The sequence below is a fragment of the Pseudomonas sp. S3_E10 genome, from assembly GCF_054667615.1.
The window spans coordinates 923,250-938,692 of the sequence record NZ_CP162743.1 but is presented as its reverse complement, the minus strand read 5'-3'; the positions used below and the strand labels follow the sequence as shown (position 1 = coordinate 938,692).

Genomic DNA, 15,443 nt, shown 5'->3' with positions numbered 1-15,443 from the left:
CGTTTTTGTTTGTGCTTGATTTATAAAGACCTCGTCGTCAGAGCTTGGGCATTTGCCCGATTCGCCCCATCATCTCGGTCACGTTCTGCAAATCCAGGAGGAACTGGTCGACTGTCTTGAATTCACCGTTGGTGTGGCCGGTATATTTGGTATCGAGTCTGGCAAGGCCGAATTGCACGCCGTTGGGCAGGTCATGGACCGATGTAGCGGCTGCGGACGCGCCGAACTTGGGCTCCATGCCAAGGTTCTCGGTGGCCACGGCCAGCAATGCTTTGACCCATTCACCCTCGGGGTTGCGGTGCATCGGCTCGGCAATCGAGCAATCGATGGTCATCGCCACCCCGGTCTGTTGGCTCCAGGCTTGCAGCTTTTCATCGATATCGGTTTTGAGTACTTCTGTGGCCCTGCCCTTCGGCACTCGCAGATTGACCGTCACGGTGAAAGCTCTTTCGTCCATACCGATATAGGTCAAGGAGGTGGTCAGTGGCCCCATGAATGCATCGGTAAAGCCAATCCCCAGTTTGTTGCCCAGATAATCCAGGCCCCAGTTGTCGGTGGCGTAGCGCGCTGCGTCAGTGATGTGGTTGCGCTTGAGGGCGATTTTTCCCGCCAACTCGTGGATCAGGCCCAATATCCTGGCGACGGGGTTTACACCTGACTCGGGTTCCGAGGAATGGGCCGCAACCCCCGTAACCGTTAGCTTGACGTCCTTGCCGACGACCTCGGCGGTCACCTCGAAGTCGCCGCCATTGCCCTTGGCATAGTCGGCGCCAGTCTTTTGCAGGACGGCCGCCAATTGTGCCGGGTTGTCATCGGCAAAAGTCGCGACGGCCGTCCGCGGGATCTGGTTCGCGGCAAGTCCTCCCGTCACGGAGGTGATTTCGGCGCCCTTGCCCTGTGCGTCGCGCCGGGGGAAATGGGTAACTAGCGTGCCGTAGCCCTTCTCGGCGATCACCACGGGATAGCCGCCATCGAGTGCGATGTTGTAGTTGGGGGTTGGGTTGCGTGAAAAGTAGTAGGCGATCGCATCGCCGGCGATCTCCTCGGTGGTATCCACCAGTAGTTTGAAACTGCGTACCTGCGGCAGTTGTTCTTCCTTGATGACTTTCATTGCATATAGCGCCACGACGATCCCGTTTTTGTCATCCTCCGTGCCTCGGCCATACAGGCGGTTACCTACCTGAGTAACCTGGAATGGATCGAGGCGTGTGCCGTCTTCAAGCACCCAGTCCTCTGGATTGGCTGGTACCACGTCGGCATGCGCATGGATTCCCACGACCTCGTTGCCGCTATCGCCCAAGGATATTTCATATACGCGGTTGTCGACGTTGCGAAATGTCAGGTTGAACGATCGGGCAATGCGTTCGAGGGTGTAGGCGAACCGAAGGAACTCGGGATTTTCATGCTGAGCGACGCCTTCCACGCGGAAGGTTGGGATGGCCACCAGTTCACCCAGGGTATCGATGGCTGCATCACGGTATTTGAGTCGTGCATACAAGCCAAGCAGTCGATGAAGCTGGTTTTGCTGCTCGTTGGTAAGGTCCTTGGCATCGAGGAAGGCATTGATTGCCGGTGCGAGTGTTTGGCTGACGGCGAGGCTGCTGGTGCCCAGGCGTCTCAGGAACTCACGAAAATCGGTGAACGATGTCTCACTGAAAGTCGAGAGAATGACTGAACTCTGCTGCTGGGTAATGTTGGCGTATGTGGGCAGGGAGAATGTTGAAAGGCTGCCGGCGAGCGCAGTGGCGGCGAGCAGTGCTTTGAGTGGGTTGTTCATTATTATGGCACTCCTATCTGCGTAGGTAGTTGGAGAGGCCTGTCGAAACTAGCACCCAATGCCATGGAAAGTGGTGTCGAACAGCAGCCTGAAAGACTCATAGGGGCTGAGGTCGAGCAAAACAGGAGGTTTCCTACGCATGTTCTGCCCAGACAAGAACGCCGCTCTGAGGGGGAGCGGCGTTTTCATATGGGTGAGAGCAGAGGTTTCAGAGTTTCGGCAACTGCCCCACACGCCCCATCATTTCCGTGACGATCTGCAGGTCCAGCAAGAACTGCTCGACCGTCTTGAACTCATTGTCGGTATGCCCGGTGTACTTCACCTCCGGCCGCGCCAGGCCGAATTGCACGCCGTTCGGCAGCTCATGCACCGAGGTTGCGCCGGCCGAGGTGCCGAACCTGTGTTCCATGCCCAGGTTTTCACTGGCTACCGCGAGCAAGGCCTTCACCCATTCACCTTCCGGGTTGCGGAACATCGGCTCGGCGACCGAGTAAGTGAAGTTCACGTTGACCTTGGTCTGCTTGTCCCAGGCGCTCAGCTTCTCGGCGATCTGGGCCTTGAGTTTCTCCGGGGACTTGCCCTTCGGCACCCGCAGGTTCACCGCCAGCTTGAAAGTGTTGTCATCCAGGCCGACAAAGGTCAGTGAGGTGGTCAATGGCCCCATGAATTCATCGGAGAAACCCACGCCCAATTTACCGCCCAGATAATCCAGGCCCCAGTTATCGGACGCATACCGCGCAGCGTCGGTGATGTGGTTGTGCTTGAGGGCGATCTTGCCGTCGACGCTGTGGATCAGCTCCAGCATGCGCGCCACCGGGTTGATACCGGATTCCGGCTCGGAGGAGTGGGCCGACACACCGGTGACGGTCAGTTTGACGTCCTTGCCATCGACCTTGGCGGTGACCTCGAAGTCGCCCCCGTTGCGCTTGGCGTATTCGGTGCCGGCCGTTTGCAGGCTGGCCGCCAATTGCGCAGGCGTGTCGCTGATAAAGGTGGCGACCGAGGCCGACGGAATCTGGTTGGTCGCCATGCCGCCCGTCATTGCGACGATTTCTGCACCTTTGCCTTCGCCCGTGCGACGCGGGAACGTGGCCATGACGGTGCCATACCCCTTCTCGGCAATCACCACCGGGTAGCCGCCATCCAGCGCCAGGTTGTATTGCGGTGTGGGGTTGTGTTCAAAGTAATAAGGGATCGCGTCGCCGGAGGTCTCCTCGGTGGTGTCCACCAGCAGCTTGAAGTGGCGCGCCAGCGGCAGCTTTTCTTCTTTGATCACCTTCATCGCGTACATCGCTACCACGATGCCGTTCTTGTCGTCCTCGGTGCCGCGACCGTACATGCGGTCGCCGATCAACGTGACCTTGAACGGGTCGAGTTTGGTGCCGTCCTTGAGCACCCAGTTTTCCGGCGTCACCGGCACTACGTCGGCGTGTGCGTGAATGCCGACCACTTCGTCGCCGCTGCCTCCCAGCGAGATTTCGTACACGCGGTTATCGACGTTGCGGAAGTCCAGGTTGAAGGTCTTGGCCAGGGCCTGGATCTTGTCGGCGATCTTGAGGAACTCCGGGTTTTGGTATTGCGGCACGCCGTCCACATTGAACGTCGGAATTTCCACCAGCTCGCGCAGGGTTTCCAGGGCTGCCTTGCCGTATTTCACCCGCGTATAAATGCCCAGCAGGCGGTTGATCTCGTTTTGCTGGTCGGCGCTCAAGGTTTGGTTATCGAGGAAGGCGCCGATCGCCGGGCCCACGTCATCGGTTTTGCCCAGGTCGCCCTTGGCCAGGGTGCCGAGGAAACCACGAAAATCGGTGACGGACGTTTCGTTGAACTGTTTGAGAATCGCCGTACTTTGTGACGGCGTGATATTAGCGAAGGCGGGCGAGGTCACTAACGAAAGGCCAGCCGCGAACAGGGTGGCCGCCGCCAATTGCTTGAGTGGAAAGTGCATTGTTGAAAGCATTCCTTTGCAAGGTGGGAGTAGGGCGTTTCTGATCGATCTGTCAGAAACATTTCTACACACTACCACTACTCGGGTGGCCATGGTCAAGGCTGGCCAGGGTATGGCCACACCCCTCAATCGAGGGTGTAACGCACCGACAGTGCGCCCTTTTTCTCTGATAAGGCCAGGATCGTCACTTGGCCCAATTCGCTGAGCGTTTGCACGTGGGTACCGCCGCAGGCATAGACGGGCAATTCACCGAAGCCCACTTCACGGGTGCCGTCTTCCAGGGCCGTATGGCGTGGGAAGTCCGCCGCGATCCATTGGTTGACTTGCTGTTGAATCACTTCGGCATTCATCGCTTGAGCGGCCTCGCCGCGGATAAAGGTGATTTTGCCTTCACCTGGCCAGTGGTGCGCCTTGATCGGCTTCCAGCCCAGGGTTTCACCAGCGTTGCCGATCAAGTGCCCGGCCGAATGCAGGCGGCTATGCAGGGCGCGGCGTTGTGCATCGACGCGCACGGTGATTGGCCCGGGCGCCACGGGTTGGTCGAGGTAATGCACCACGCAATCGGCCTCAAGGGCCACGCGCAGTACGTTGCTTTCGCCGAGCTGGCCGGTGTCGAAGGGCTGGCCGCCGCCCTGCGGGTGAAAAATCGTCGACCGCAGGATCACCGCAAACTGGCCCTCGCGGGGTATGCAACTGATCACTTCAAGTTCGGCGGTCAGGTGGTCATGGGTGAAAAACAGGCGCTCGGTCATTTCTACATCCGCATCAGGGTTCTGTGGGCAGTATAAATAGTGCGCCGATGAGTGATAATCCGCGCAATTATCAATGGACCTATGCGTCATGAGCATCAATCTTCCTTTGCCGCTACTGGGCGAAATGGCAATTTTCGTCAAAGTGGTGGAAACCGGCAGCTTCTCCGAAGCGGCGCGACAGTTGAGCGTTTCGCCGTCGGCGGTGAGCCGCAGTATTTCGCGCCTGGAGAAGGCCCTGGCCACGCGCTTGCTGCAACGCACCACGCGCAAATTGCGCCTGAGCGAAGGCGGTGAAGAAGTCTTCAAGCGCTGCAAGGAGATGGTCAGTGCGGCGCGCTCGGTAATGGAGGTCAGTGGCCAGTTCACTCATGAAGCCGAGGGCCTGGTGCGGGTCAGCGTGCCCAAGGCGGTGGGGCGGTTTGTGGTGCATCCGCATATGCCGGCGTTCCTGCGGCGCTATCCCAAGGTGGATGTGCAGTTAATCCTAGAAGACCGGCATGTGGACCTGATCGACGATAACGTCGACCTGAGCATCCGCATTACCGACAGCCCGCCGCCGGGGCTGGTGGGGCGACAGTTGTTGCCGATCGAGCATTTGCTCTGCGCGACGCCGCACTATCTGGCCGAACACGGCACGCCGGCGCATCCCCATGATTTGCTGCAGCACAGTTGCATTTACCTTGGCGAAACCCCGGCTGACTCACGCTGGAAATTTCGTCAGGGCGGCAAGGCCGTCACCGTCGGCGTGCGCGGGCGCTATGTGGCGAATCACACCGGCGTGCGGCTGGATGCGGTGTTGCAGCATGTGGGTATCGCTAGCCTGCCGTACTTTACGGCGCGTCATGCGCTGGAGGAGGGGCGATTGGTCCAGGTGTTGCCAGGGTGGGATTTTATTGCGTCCTACCATGGCGACGCATGGTTGCTGCATTCGCCCACGCGCTACCTGCCGCCGAAGTTGCGGGTGTTTATCGACTATCTGGTGGAGTGCATGGCGAAGGAGCCGACATTGCGTCGACGGTAGAAACGCAATGGAAATGTGTGCGGGCGTGCTCGCACACAGACTGGAATTCAGCATTCTCCAGATCAGTGCTTGCTCTGATCCTGGGGCATCGCCATCAACTGCTTTTCCTGGTTCCAATCGAACGGTTCGTCGTTCTGTTCGGCTTCATAGCGACGCTCTTCCAGGGCCTGGTACAGGTCCAGTTCTTCGTCGGGCATAAAGTGCAGGCAATCGCCGCCAAAGAACCACAGCAGGTCGCGCGGCACCAGGTGGGCAATTTGCGGGTAGCGCAGGATGACCTGGCTCATCAGGTCTTGGCCCAGGTACTGGCTCTCGATCGGGTCGATGGGCAGCAGAGCGCGCAATTCGTCAAAGCGCTCCAGGAACAGGGTGTGGCTTTCCTCGGGCACCTGTTCGGCTTCGCCGACGGCAACCAGGATGCTGCGCAGGTGGTCGAGCAAGACGAGATGATCGGCAACGACGTTGGACACGAGATAAGTCCTCTAAAGCAAAAACGGGCGCGAGAGTATATAGCTCAAGCGCCCGTATTTATATGACCGCTCGACTCAGCGGGTTTTGCCCTCTGCCTGGCTCAGTTCTTCCTTGCTGAAATCATCCACGTCGATCACCTTGCGTCGCGCCGCTTCGGCGTCACGCAGGGCCTGCGCTTCGGCCGGTTGCAGCACGCCGGCGTGCAGCGCGGCGTCAATGGCATGCTCGCCGGCGGCCGGTTTGACCTGGCCGCTTTTCAGCGCGGTGTGGAGTTTTTTCTGCAGCGGATGGCTGGCGCCGAGCAGATCGTAAGCCTGTTGCAGCGCGCCTACCGGATCGTCCGCCGATTGCGGGCGGTAGCAGCCGGCCAGCAATTCTTCCAGGGTCGGGTCGCCTTTGGCGCGGCCGATCACCGCAGCCACTTGGGCATCCAGTGCATCCGACGGCCCGGTGTGGCGACGGCCGAACGGGAACACGATCACCCGCAGCAGGCAGCCGAGCACCTTGTTCGGGAAGTTGCTCAGCAGTTCATCCAGTGCGCGTTCCGATTCGCCAAGGCTTTCTTCCATGGCCCAGGCAAACAGCGGTTCCAGATGGTCGGGCGAATCCAGGTCGTAATAACGCTTGAGCGCCGCCGACGCCAGGTACATGTGGCTCAGCACATCGCCCAAGCGTGCCGACAGGCGTTCGCGGCGTTTCAGCTCGCCGCCCAGCAGCATCATGCTCAAGTCGGCGAGCAGGGCGAACGCGGCGGCCTGGCGATTGAGTGCACGGAAATAGCCTTGGCTCAAGCGGTTGCCGGGGGCTTTCTCGAAATGCCCAACGCCGAGATTCAGTACCAGGGTGCTGGCAGCGTTGCCCACGGCAAAACCAATATGCTGCATCAGCAGGCCATCGAACTCTTTCAGCGCCTGGTCGTGGTCTTCACGACCGGCCAGGGCCATTTCCTTGAGCACGAACGGATGGCAGCGGATGGCGCCCTGGCCGAAGATCATCAGGTTGCGCGAGAGGATATTCGCGCCTTCCACCGTGATGAAAATGGGCGCGCCTTGCCAGCTGCGGCCCAGGTAGTTGTTCGGGCCCATGATGATGCCCTTGCCGCCGTGCACGTCCATGGCGTGGCTGATGCACTCGCGGCCGCGCTCGGTGAGGTGGTATTTGAGGATCGCCGACAGCACTGAGGGTTTCTCGCCCAGGTCGACGGCGTTGGCGGTGAGCATGCGGGCGCTGTCCATCAGCCAGGCGTTACCGCCGATACGCGCCAGGGCTTCCTGGATTCCTTCGAAAGCCGACAGCGGCACATTGAACTGCTCGCGCACCTGAGCATATTGGCCGGTCACCAGGCTGGTGAACTTGGCCGCGCCGGTGCCGACCGCCGGCAGGGAAATTGAACGGCCTACCGACAGGCAATTCATCAGCATCATCCAGCCCTTGCCGAGCATTTCCTGGCCGCCGATGAGGTAGTCCAGGGGGATGAACACATCCTTGCCGGAGTTGGGGCCGTTCATGAAGGCGGCGCCGAGCGGCAGGTGGCGACGGCCGATTTCCACGCCAGGGGTATCGGTAGGAATCAACGCGAGGCTGATGCCCAGGTCTTCTTCTTCACCCAGCAGGTGGTCCGGGTCATAGGCCTTGAAGGCGAGCCCGAGCAAGGTCGCGACCGGGCCGAGGGTGATGTAGCGTTTTTCCCAGTTCAGGCGCAGGCCCAGGGTTTCCTGGCCTTCCCATTCACCTTTGCAGATCACGCCGGTGTCGGGCATGGCGCCTGCGTCGGAGCCCGCCAGCGGGCCGGTGAGGGCGAAACACGGGATGTCGTCGCCACGCGCAAGGCGCGGCAGGTAGTGGTTGCGTTGCTCATCGGTGCCGTAATGCAGCAACAGTTCGGCCGGGCCGAGGGAGTTGGGCACCATCACAGTGGACGCCAGGTCGCCGCTGCGTGTGGCCAGCTTCATCGCGACCTGGGAGTGGGCGTAGGCGGAGAAGCCCTTGCCGCCGTATTCCTTGGGGATGATCAGGGCAAAGAAACCGTGGGTCTTGATGTGCTCCCAGGCGGCGGGCGGCAGGTCCATGGCCTGGCCGATTTCCCAGTCGCTGACCATGGCGCAGAGTTCTTCGGTGGGGCCGTCGATGAAGGCCTGTTCTTCTTCGGTCAATCGGGCCTTGGGGTAGGCCAGCAATTTGTCCCAGTCGGGGCGACCGCTGAACAGCTCGCCGTCCCACCACACGGTGCCGGCGTCGATGGCGTCGCGCTCGGTTTCGGACATCGGCGGCAGGACTTTCTGAAACCAACTGAACAGTGGTTTGGTGAAGTATTGGCGGCGCAGGTCGGGCAGCAACAAGGGCGCGGCGACGATGGCGATCAACACCCAGAAGATCAGCAGCAGCCAATCCGGTGCATGGCTCCAGGCCCCCATCGCCAACAAGTAAACGGCAACCACGCCCAAGGCGGGCAGGGGCGCCGTGCGGCGGTGCGCCAGGTAAGCAACGCCGACCACCAGAACCAGTATCCACAACAACAGCATATTCAATCCTCCGTGAACCAGGGCGAAACCACCAAGGAGCTTAGTCGGCATCCTAGAAAGCGCGGTGGTCGGGGTGTAACGAGTTGTACGGGAGGCAACGATCAGCAGGCGCCGACATTTGGCCGAATCGTCGTTATCTCTGCGGCAGGCCGGTCGTTAGACTTCAGGCTTCCTTTGGAGATAAAGCTCATGGAAACGTACCTGAGTCCCAGCCGCTTCATCGATAGTGACCACCCTGCGGTGGTGGAGTTCGCCGAAAAAAACCGCGGAACCCATGCGAATTTACGTGACCAGGCAGTCAGTCTCTATCTCGCCGTACGCGAGGCTGTGCGCTACAACCCCTACACCTTCAGCCGCGACCCCGGCACGTTGAACGCCAGCTTCGCCCTGGCTACCCGCGAGAGCTACTGTGTGCCCAAGGCCACCTTGCTCGCCGCCTGCGCCCGCCATTGCGGTATCCCCGCGCGCATCGGCCTGGCGGATGTGCGTAATCACCTGTCGACCCCGCGTCTGCTCGCGTTGCTCAAGAGTGATGTGTTCGCCATGCACGGTTACACCGAGCTGTACCTGGACGGTGGCTGGGTCAAGGCCACGCCGGCGTTCAATCAGCAATTGTGTGAGCTATTCGATGTGCCGCCGCTGGAATTCGATGGGGTTAACGACAGCGTGTTCCATGCGTTCAATCGCCAAGGCCAGCGTTCGATGGAGTACGTGCTGGACCATGGGCAATTTGCCGATGTGCCCGAAGAAATGTTCTTCGCTCATATTCAGAAATGTTACCCGCACCTGTTTGCCGAACACATGCCGAGCCTGCTGGGCGACTTGCAGAGCGATTTAAGCCGTGGGTGAACCGGCGTATGCTGCTGCGTTCATCAAGCCATGTTCACCACAATAAGGCGCGGTCATGCTGAAGATCTGGGGTCGTAAAAATTCATCCAATGTCAGGAAAGCACTGTGGTGCGCCGAGGAGCTCGGCCTGGACTATGAGGCAATTGATGCGGGCGGGGCTTTTGGTGTGGTCGATACCCCGCAGTACCGGGCGCTGAACCCCAATGGCCGGGTGCCGATGATTCAGGACGGCGACTTTGCGTTGTGGGAGTCCAACACCATTGTGCGTTACCTCTGCGCCAAGCACGCGTCGGCGTTTTACCCAAGCGACCTGCAAGCCCGTGCCAATGCCGAAAAGTGGATGGACTGGACCACCTCGACCCTGGCCGAGCCCTTCAAGATCGTGTTCTGGGGGGTATTGCGTACCCCCGCAGAAAAACAGGACTGGCACGCCATCCACGCAGGACGCCAAGCCTGCATTGATGCGCTCCAGACGGTCGAGCAGGCCCTCGCCGGGCAGCCTTACCTGTCCGGCGACGCTTTCGGCATGGGGGACATCCCCTTGGGCTGTTTCATTTACGCCTGGTTCGAAATGCCCATCGAACGTCCTGCAATGCCCCATCTAGAGGCCTGGTACCAACGCCTGCAGCAGCGGCCGGCGTATCGCAAAGCGGTCATGACCGTGTTGACTTAATACTGACTATTAATACAGGTGACTGTACTTGTGCGACGCGGGCACGCACCATGCTCGCCATGCGCCGCGGGTTGAACTACCTGCGGTGCGCCCTCATCTATTCTTTCTATTCCCTTCTTTGGTGCGTATTCCGATATGAGTTCCGCTCTGTCCATCCGGCAGCTAACCAAAACCTACGGCAACGGTTTCCAGGCCCTGAGTGGTATCGATCTGGACGTCGCCGAAGGTGACTTCTTCGCCTTGCTCGGCCCCAACGGCGCAGGTAAATCCACCACCATCGGTATCCTCTCGACCCTGGTGAACAAGACCAGCGGCACGGTGAATATTTTCGGTCATGACCTGGATAAATCCCCGGCGGCGCTCAAGCGCTCTATCGGCGTGGTGCCCCAGGAATTCAACTTCAACCAGTTCGAAAAGACCTTCGACATCGTCGTGACCCAGGCCGGTTACTACGGCATTCCGATGAAAGTCGCCAAGGAGCGCGCCGAGCAATACCTGACCCAACTGGGCCTGTGGGACAAGCGCGATGTGCCTTCGCGCTCGCTGTCCGGTGGTATGAAACGCCGCTTGATGATCGCCCGCGCACTGGTGCACGAACCGCGCCTGCTGATCCTCGATGAGCCCACCGCCGGCGTGGACATCGAGCTGCGTCGCTCGATGTGGACCTTCCTCACCGAGCTGAACGAGAAGGGCATCACCATCATCCTCACCACCCATTACCTGGAAGAGGCTGAGCAGCTGTGCCGCAATATCGGCATCATCGACCACGGCACCATCGTCGAGAACACCAGCATGCGTAACCTGCTGGGCCAGTTGCATGTGGAAACCTTCCTGCTCGACCTGAAGAACAATCTGTCGGTGCCGCCGCAACTGCTCGGCTACCCGAGCCGCCTGGTGGACAGCCACACCCTGGAAGTCCAGGTCGACAAAGCCATGGGCATTACCGCGCTGTTCACGCAGTTGGCAACCCAGAACATCGAAGTGCTGAGCCTGCGTAACAAAACCAATCGCCTTGAGGAGTTGTTCGTGTCCCTGGTGGAGAAAAATCTGACGAAGGTGGCGGTATGAGTTCCGAACTGCAACCTAACCTCGTTGCGCTGCAAACCATCGTCTACCGCGAAGTGAAGCGCTTTACCCGGATCTGGCCGCAGACGTTGCTGCCGCCGGCGATCACCATGGTCCTGTATTTCGTGATCTTCGGTAACCTGATCGGTCGGCAGATCGGCGACATGGGTGGTTTCACCTACATGGAGTACATCGTGCCGGGCCTGATCATGATGTCAGTGATCACCAACTCCTACGGCAACGTGGTGTCGAGTTTCTTCGGCAGCAAGTTCCAGCGCTCCATCGAAGAATTGATGGTGTCGCCGGTGTCGCCGCACACCATTCTGATCGGCTACACCTTGGGTGGCGTGCTGCGCGGTTTGATGGTCGGGGTGATCGTGACGCTGTTGTCACTGTTCTTCACGCAGCTGCAAGTGCATCACCTCGGGGTGACGATTCTGGTGGTGGTGCTCACGGCGACGATCTTCTCGCTGCTGGGGTTTATCAACGCCGTGTTTGCACGCAACTTCGATGATATTTCGATCATCCCAACCTTCGTGCTGACGCCGCTGACCTACCTGGGCGGCGTGTTCTATTCCATCACCTTGCTGCCACCGTTCTGGCAGACCGTGTCACTGGCCAACCCGGTGCTGCACATGGTCAACGCCTTCCGCTACGGCATCCTGGGTGTGTCGGATATCAAGATCAGCGTGGCGATCACCTTCATGATCGTGGCCACCGTGGTGTTGTATATCGGTTGCGCGCGGTTGTTGGTGAGTGGGCGTGGGATGCGTACGTAAGTACTGATCTGAACGCGGTAAAAAATGTGGGAGGGGGCTTACATCCCGATAGCGGTGGCGCAGTCAAAACTATGTGGACTGTTACACCGCCATCGGGGGCAAGCCCCCTCCCACATTTGGTTTTGTATGAGGCCTTATGACTTCAGCGCCAGCTCGATCAGCTCGTGCAGTTGTTCAACTTCCAACGGTGCGCTTGAAAACAGAATGCGAAACACCGTCGGCGCCGCCAGCAGGTTGATCAAACGGTCCACGCTCGGTGGCGCCTGGTCCGGGTAGCGGTCGACAATCGCCTGCAACTGCCCACTCAAGATGCTCACGCAATATCCTGGCGTCACGCTGCACTGCACGTCACGCATCATGTTGCGCCCCGGCGCCGAACTCATTTCATCCAGATATTGCTCGGCCCAGGCTTGCAGGTCACCGCGCAGGCTGCCGGTGTTGGCCGGTTCGCTGTCGGGGCGCATGCGCGCCAGGGCCACGTCGGCGAGCAGCACCGACAGGTCGCCCCAGCGTCGGTAGATGGTCGACGGGGTGACGCCTGCGCGCGCGGCTATCATCGGCACGGTCACGCTCGTGCGTTCATGGGTCTCCAGCAGTTCGCGCATTGCCGAATGAACGGATTCTTGTACCCGGGCACTACGGCCTCCCGGGCGGAGGCCTTCTTTAATCACCATGTTTGTGACCTTAACACAAAGAATTTGCTTTAAGTGCTGGCCGGTCGCACACTCCACAAAAGCAAAATATTAGCTTTAGCGGAGCGTGCCCATGCCCAACCTGACGTCTCATCGTTCCAGTCTGGTGTTCCTCGCGATCACCTTGCTCACATTCCTGGCCGCCTCCAGCGCGCCGACGCCGTTGTACCCTCTGTATCAGGAAGGCCTGCATTTCTCGGCAGGCATGCTCACGCTGATCTTTGGCGTGTACGCCTTGAGCCTGCTGGCGGCGCTGCTGACCGTGGGGTCGTTGTCGGACCATCTGGGGCGCAGGCCGGTGATTTTTGCCGCGCTGGTCCTGAACATGCTGGCGATGCTGCTATTTATCAATGAAAGCAGCGTGGCCTGGCTGATTGCCGCGCGTACATTGCAGGGCTTTGCCACCGGCATGGCCACGGCGGTGCTGGGGGCGGCGTTGCTCGATACCGATCGCCAGCGAGGGCCGCTGATCAACAGTGTGGCGCCGATGTTGGGGATGGCGTGCGGGGCGATGGGATGCAGCCTGCTGGTGGAGTTTGCACCGTTCCCGACCACCTTGATTTACGCGGTGCTGTTCAGCCTGATGCTGTTACAAGCCTTGTATGTAGTGCGCTTGCCGGAAACCGTCAGCCGGATACCGGGAGCGCTGGCCTCGCTGTGGCCCACCTTGCACGTGCCGGCCCAGGCTCGCCGCGCGTTATGGGTGGCGTTGCCGGTAGACGTCGCGGTATGGGCCATGGGAGGTTTTTATCTGTCCCTCGCGCCGTCGCTGGTGCGGGCGGCGACCGGCTCCACATCCCATCTGATCGGTGGCGGGTTGGTGGCCGTGCTGACATTGAGCGCAGCGCTGATGATCTACAGCCTGCGCAATCGCTCGGCCGACAGGCTCCTGCGCCTGGGGGCTGTATTGCTGGCGGTGGGTGTGGCGTTGATCCTGAGCGCTGTGCACGCCGGCAGCTTGCCGTTATTTTTTGTCGCCACGCTGATCGCCGGCAGTGGCTTCGGAACCGGGTTCCTTGGGGCTGTGCGCAGCGTCGTACCGCTGGCCTTGCCCCACGAGCGGGCGGGTTTGATGTCGGCGTTCTATGTGCTGAGTTACCTGGCGTTCTGCGTGCCATCACTGTTGGCGGGTAATCTGATCCGCAGCGTTGGTTTAATTGCCACTACGGATGCGTATGGGGCGCTGTTGATCGGGCTGACACTCAGTGCCTTGGTCGCGCTGCTCATGCAGGATTCTTCCAGGCGCAAGGCGACATCCAGCCCTTGATCCGGTAATAATCGCCGATTCAAAAAGCCGTGAGATTCAAGCATGAAGATCATTCGCAGCAAGGACTTCACCGGCAGCCGTGCCTGGGAAGCATTGGATATTGCCAACATGAACGGCATCACCACCCGTTTGCACTGGACCGACCAGCCGTATCGCTGGCACACCAACGACGGTGAAGAAGTGTTTGTGGTGCTGGATGGGCGGGTAAACATGTACTACCGCGACCATGGGTTGGAGCAGGTGGCGGAGCTGGCGGTGGGGGATATTTTCTACGCCAGCGTCGGCACCGAGCACGTGGCTCATCCCCAGGGCCCTGCGCGAATTCTGGTGATAGAAAGCGAGGGCAGTGTTTAGCGCTTATCGGCAAAATAGATAACAGTTAGAGATATTACCCGTTATATAGATATTCGATCAGGTTCTACCATGGTCCCACCCTCATGCGAGGAAGAGGATTGCCATCATGACCTGCTCGACTACTGCCCGCTTCAAACCCTTCAGCCACCTGACCCGCCCTCGGGAAGTGATTCGCCAGTTCACCCCCAACTGGTTTGCCGCGACCATGGGCACCGGGGTGCTGGCGCTGGCCTTGGCGCAGTTGCCCGTCACTCTGCCAGGTGTGCAGGCGCTCGCCGAAGGGCTTTGGCTGTTGACCATTGGCCTGTTCCTGCTGTTCAGCGTTTTGTATGCGGCGCGGTGGGTGATGTTTTTTCACGAGGCGCGCCGGATCTTCGGGCATTCCACGGTTTCGATGTTTTTCGGCACCATTCCCATGGGCCTGGCAACCATTCTTAACGGCTTGTTGCTGTTCGGCCTGCCGCGCTGGGGTGCCGATGTGATTCCGCTGGCCGAAGCGCTGTGGTGGCTGGACGTGGCCATGGCGCTGGCCTGCGGTGTGCTGATCCCGTTCATGATGTTTACCCGTCAGGAACACAGCATCGACCAGATGACCGCCGTGTGGCTGCTGCCTGTAGTCGCCGCTGAAGTCGCCGCAGCCAGCGGTGGCTTGCTCGCGCCACACCTGGCAGATGCCCATGGGCAATTGGTGATGCTGGTGACCAGCTACGTGCTATGGGCGTTTTCCCTGCCGGTGGCGTTCAGCATCCTGACTATCCTGATGCTGCGCATGGCCCTGCATAAATTGCCCCACGCCAATATGGCCGCGTCGAGTTGGCTGGCGCTCGGTCCCATCGGCACCGGGGCCCTTGGGATGTTGTTGCTGGGCGGCGATGCTCCCGTCATCTTTGCCGCCAATGGCTTGCCCGGCGTCGGTGAAATTGCCGGCGGCCTTGGCCTGATCGCGGGTATCACCCTGTGGGGCTTCGGCCTGTGGTGGATGCTGATCGCAGTGCTGATCACCCTGCGTTACTTGCGCGCCGGTATCCCGTTCAACCTCGGTTGGTGGGGGTTTACCTTCCCATTGGGGGTGTATGCCCTGGCCACGCTGAAACTGGCAGCCGTGCTGCACCTGGGCTTCTTCGGCGTAATGGGCTGCGTGTTGGTAGCGGCCTTGGCGCTGATGTGGTGGGTTGTCGCCAAGCGCACCGTGCAAGGCGCCTACAAAGGTGAGCTTTTTGTTTCACCCTGCATTGCAGGATTAGGGAATAAGTAAGCGCGATTAGGTAAAGTC

The 15,443-nt window shown here is 60.0% G+C and carries 14 protein-coding genes; 8 read left to right on the top strand and 6 right to left on the bottom strand.

All coding sequences use genetic code 11. From position 1 onward, the window contains the following. Positions 1-37: 37 nt before the first annotated feature. The 3 genes from AB4N98_RS03970 to AB4N98_RS03960 all read right to left on the bottom strand — a co-directional run bounded on the left by AB4N98_RS03970 (position 38) and on the right by AB4N98_RS03960 (position 4,477). On the bottom strand, positions 38-1,777 hold the full coding sequence (locus AB4N98_RS03970) for a dipeptidase (RefSeq protein ID WP_460149264.1): 1,740 nt from the start codon (positions 1,775-1,777) through the stop codon (positions 38-40). A 208-nt stretch (positions 1,778-1,985) separates the two neighbouring features. Next, entirely contained in the window at positions 1,986-3,725 is a 1,740-nt protein-coding gene (locus tag AB4N98_RS03965; protein WP_135196745.1) for a dipeptidase, read from the bottom strand. Between the two features lie 125 nt (positions 3,726-3,850). After that, positions 3,851-4,477 carry an alanyl-tRNA editing protein gene (locus AB4N98_RS03960; RefSeq protein WP_017529778.1) on the bottom strand — a complete coding sequence of 209 codons (627 nt, stop codon included), beginning with the start codon at positions 4,475-4,477 and terminating at the stop codon, positions 3,851-3,853. Positions 4,478-4,565: 88 nt separating this feature from the next. On the opposite strand from AB4N98_RS03960, the gene AB4N98_RS03955 reads away from it, so the two are divergent. Beyond that, entirely contained in the window at positions 4,566-5,498 is a 933-nt protein-coding gene (locus tag AB4N98_RS03955; protein WP_065876923.1) for a LysR family transcriptional regulator, read from the top strand. A gap of 62 nt (positions 5,499-5,560) precedes the next feature. Here the strand turns inward: AB4N98_RS03955 and AB4N98_RS03950 are convergent, their stop codons facing one another. Together AB4N98_RS03950 and AB4N98_RS03945 are read right to left on the bottom strand one after the other, a co-directional pair. Next, entirely contained in the window at positions 5,561-5,968 is a 408-nt protein-coding gene (locus tag AB4N98_RS03950) for a PA2817 family protein (RefSeq protein ID WP_065876924.1), read from the bottom strand. 75 nt (positions 5,969-6,043) lie between these two features. After that, a complete protein-coding gene (locus AB4N98_RS03945) occupies positions 6,044-8,491 on the bottom strand; it encodes an acyl-CoA dehydrogenase (protein ID WP_460149263.1) in 2,448 nt (815 codons plus the stop codon). Between the two features lie 189 nt (positions 8,492-8,680). On the opposite strand from AB4N98_RS03945, the gene AB4N98_RS03940 reads away from it, so the two are divergent. The 4 genes from AB4N98_RS03940 to AB4N98_RS03925 all read left to right on the top strand — a co-directional run bounded on the left by AB4N98_RS03940 (position 8,681) and on the right by AB4N98_RS03925 (position 11,857). Continuing rightward, on the top strand, positions 8,681-9,340 hold the full coding sequence (locus AB4N98_RS03940) for a transglutaminase-like domain-containing protein (protein WP_017529782.1): 660 nt from the start codon (positions 8,681-8,683) through the stop codon (positions 9,338-9,340). Positions 9,341-9,395: 55 nt separating this feature from the next. Continuing rightward, positions 9,396-10,013, top strand: a complete 618-nt coding sequence (locus AB4N98_RS03935; RefSeq protein ID WP_017529783.1) for a glutathione S-transferase family protein — start codon at positions 9,396-9,398, stop codon at positions 10,011-10,013. Positions 10,014-10,148: 135 nt separating this feature from the next. Then, complete coding sequence (locus AB4N98_RS03930; RefSeq protein WP_017529784.1) at positions 10,149-11,081, top strand: ABC transporter ATP-binding protein; 933 nt, start codon at positions 10,149-10,151, stop codon at positions 11,079-11,081. Then, positions 11,078-11,857, top strand: coding sequence for an ABC transporter permease (locus AB4N98_RS03925; RefSeq protein ID WP_017529785.1), 780 nt, complete (start codon positions 11,078-11,080; stop codon positions 11,855-11,857). Before AB4N98_RS03930 ends, AB4N98_RS03925 begins: the two co-directional genes overlap by 4 nt. Positions 11,858-11,991: 134 nt before the next feature. Here AB4N98_RS03925 and AB4N98_RS03920 read toward each other — a convergent pair whose 3' ends face one another. Next, positions 11,992-12,531, bottom strand: a complete 540-nt coding sequence (locus tag AB4N98_RS03920; RefSeq protein WP_460060816.1) for a TetR/AcrR family transcriptional regulator — start codon at positions 12,529-12,531, stop codon at positions 11,992-11,994. 91 nt (positions 12,532-12,622) lie between these two features. On the opposite strand from AB4N98_RS03920, the gene AB4N98_RS03915 reads away from it, so the two are divergent. From AB4N98_RS03915 to AB4N98_RS03905, 3 genes are all read left to right on the top strand, one after another. After that, a complete protein-coding gene (locus AB4N98_RS03915; RefSeq protein ID WP_065876926.1) occupies positions 12,623-13,816 on the top strand; it encodes an MFS transporter in 1,194 nt (397 codons plus the stop codon). Between the two features lie 42 nt (positions 13,817-13,858). Continuing rightward, positions 13,859-14,170, top strand: coding sequence for a cupin domain-containing protein (locus AB4N98_RS03910; RefSeq protein ID WP_068932413.1), 312 nt, complete (start codon positions 13,859-13,861; stop codon positions 14,168-14,170). A 106-nt stretch (positions 14,171-14,276) separates the two neighbouring features. Next, positions 14,277-15,425 (top strand): TDT family transporter, encoded by a 1,149-nt coding sequence (locus AB4N98_RS03905; protein ID WP_135196744.1) that lies wholly within the window; start codon positions 14,277-14,279, stop codon positions 15,423-15,425. The last annotated feature ends 18 nt before the right edge of the window (positions 15,426-15,443 follow it).

Coding starts and splice junctions, on each gene's coding strand:
- AB4N98_RS03970 (WP_460149264.1), bottom strand. CDS start 1,777: ATGAACAACCCACTCAAAGCACTGCTCGCCGCCACTGCGCTCGCCGGC.
- AB4N98_RS03965 (WP_135196745.1), bottom strand. CDS start 3,725: ATGCACTTTCCACTCAAGCAATTGGCGGCGGCCACCCTGTTCGCGGCT.
- AB4N98_RS03960 (WP_017529778.1), bottom strand. CDS start 4,477: ATGACCGAGCGCCTGTTTTTCACCCATGACCACCTGACCGCCGAACTT.
- AB4N98_RS03955 (WP_065876923.1), top strand. CDS start 4,566: ATGAGCATCAATCTTCCTTTGCCGCTACTGGGCGAAATGGCAATTTTC.
- AB4N98_RS03945 (WP_460149263.1), bottom strand. CDS start 8,491: ATGCTGTTGTTGTGGATACTGGTTCTGGTGGTCGGCGTTGCTTACCTG.
- AB4N98_RS03940 (WP_017529782.1), top strand. CDS start 8,681: ATGGAAACGTACCTGAGTCCCAGCCGCTTCATCGATAGTGACCACCCT.
- AB4N98_RS03935 (WP_017529783.1), top strand. CDS start 9,396: ATGCTGAAGATCTGGGGTCGTAAAAATTCATCCAATGTCAGGAAAGCA.
- AB4N98_RS03930 (WP_017529784.1), top strand. CDS start 10,149: ATGAGTTCCGCTCTGTCCATCCGGCAGCTAACCAAAACCTACGGCAAC.
- AB4N98_RS03925 (WP_017529785.1), top strand. CDS start 11,078: ATGAGTTCCGAACTGCAACCTAACCTCGTTGCGCTGCAAACCATCGTC.
- AB4N98_RS03920 (WP_460060816.1), bottom strand. CDS start 12,531: ATGGTGATTAAAGAAGGCCTCCGCCCGGGAGGCCGTAGTGCCCGGGTA.
- AB4N98_RS03915 (WP_065876926.1), top strand. CDS start 12,623: ATGCCCAACCTGACGTCTCATCGTTCCAGTCTGGTGTTCCTCGCGATC.
- AB4N98_RS03910 (WP_068932413.1), top strand. CDS start 13,859: ATGAAGATCATTCGCAGCAAGGACTTCACCGGCAGCCGTGCCTGGGAA.
- AB4N98_RS03905 (WP_135196744.1), top strand. CDS start 14,277: ATGACCTGCTCGACTACTGCCCGCTTCAAACCCTTCAGCCACCTGACC.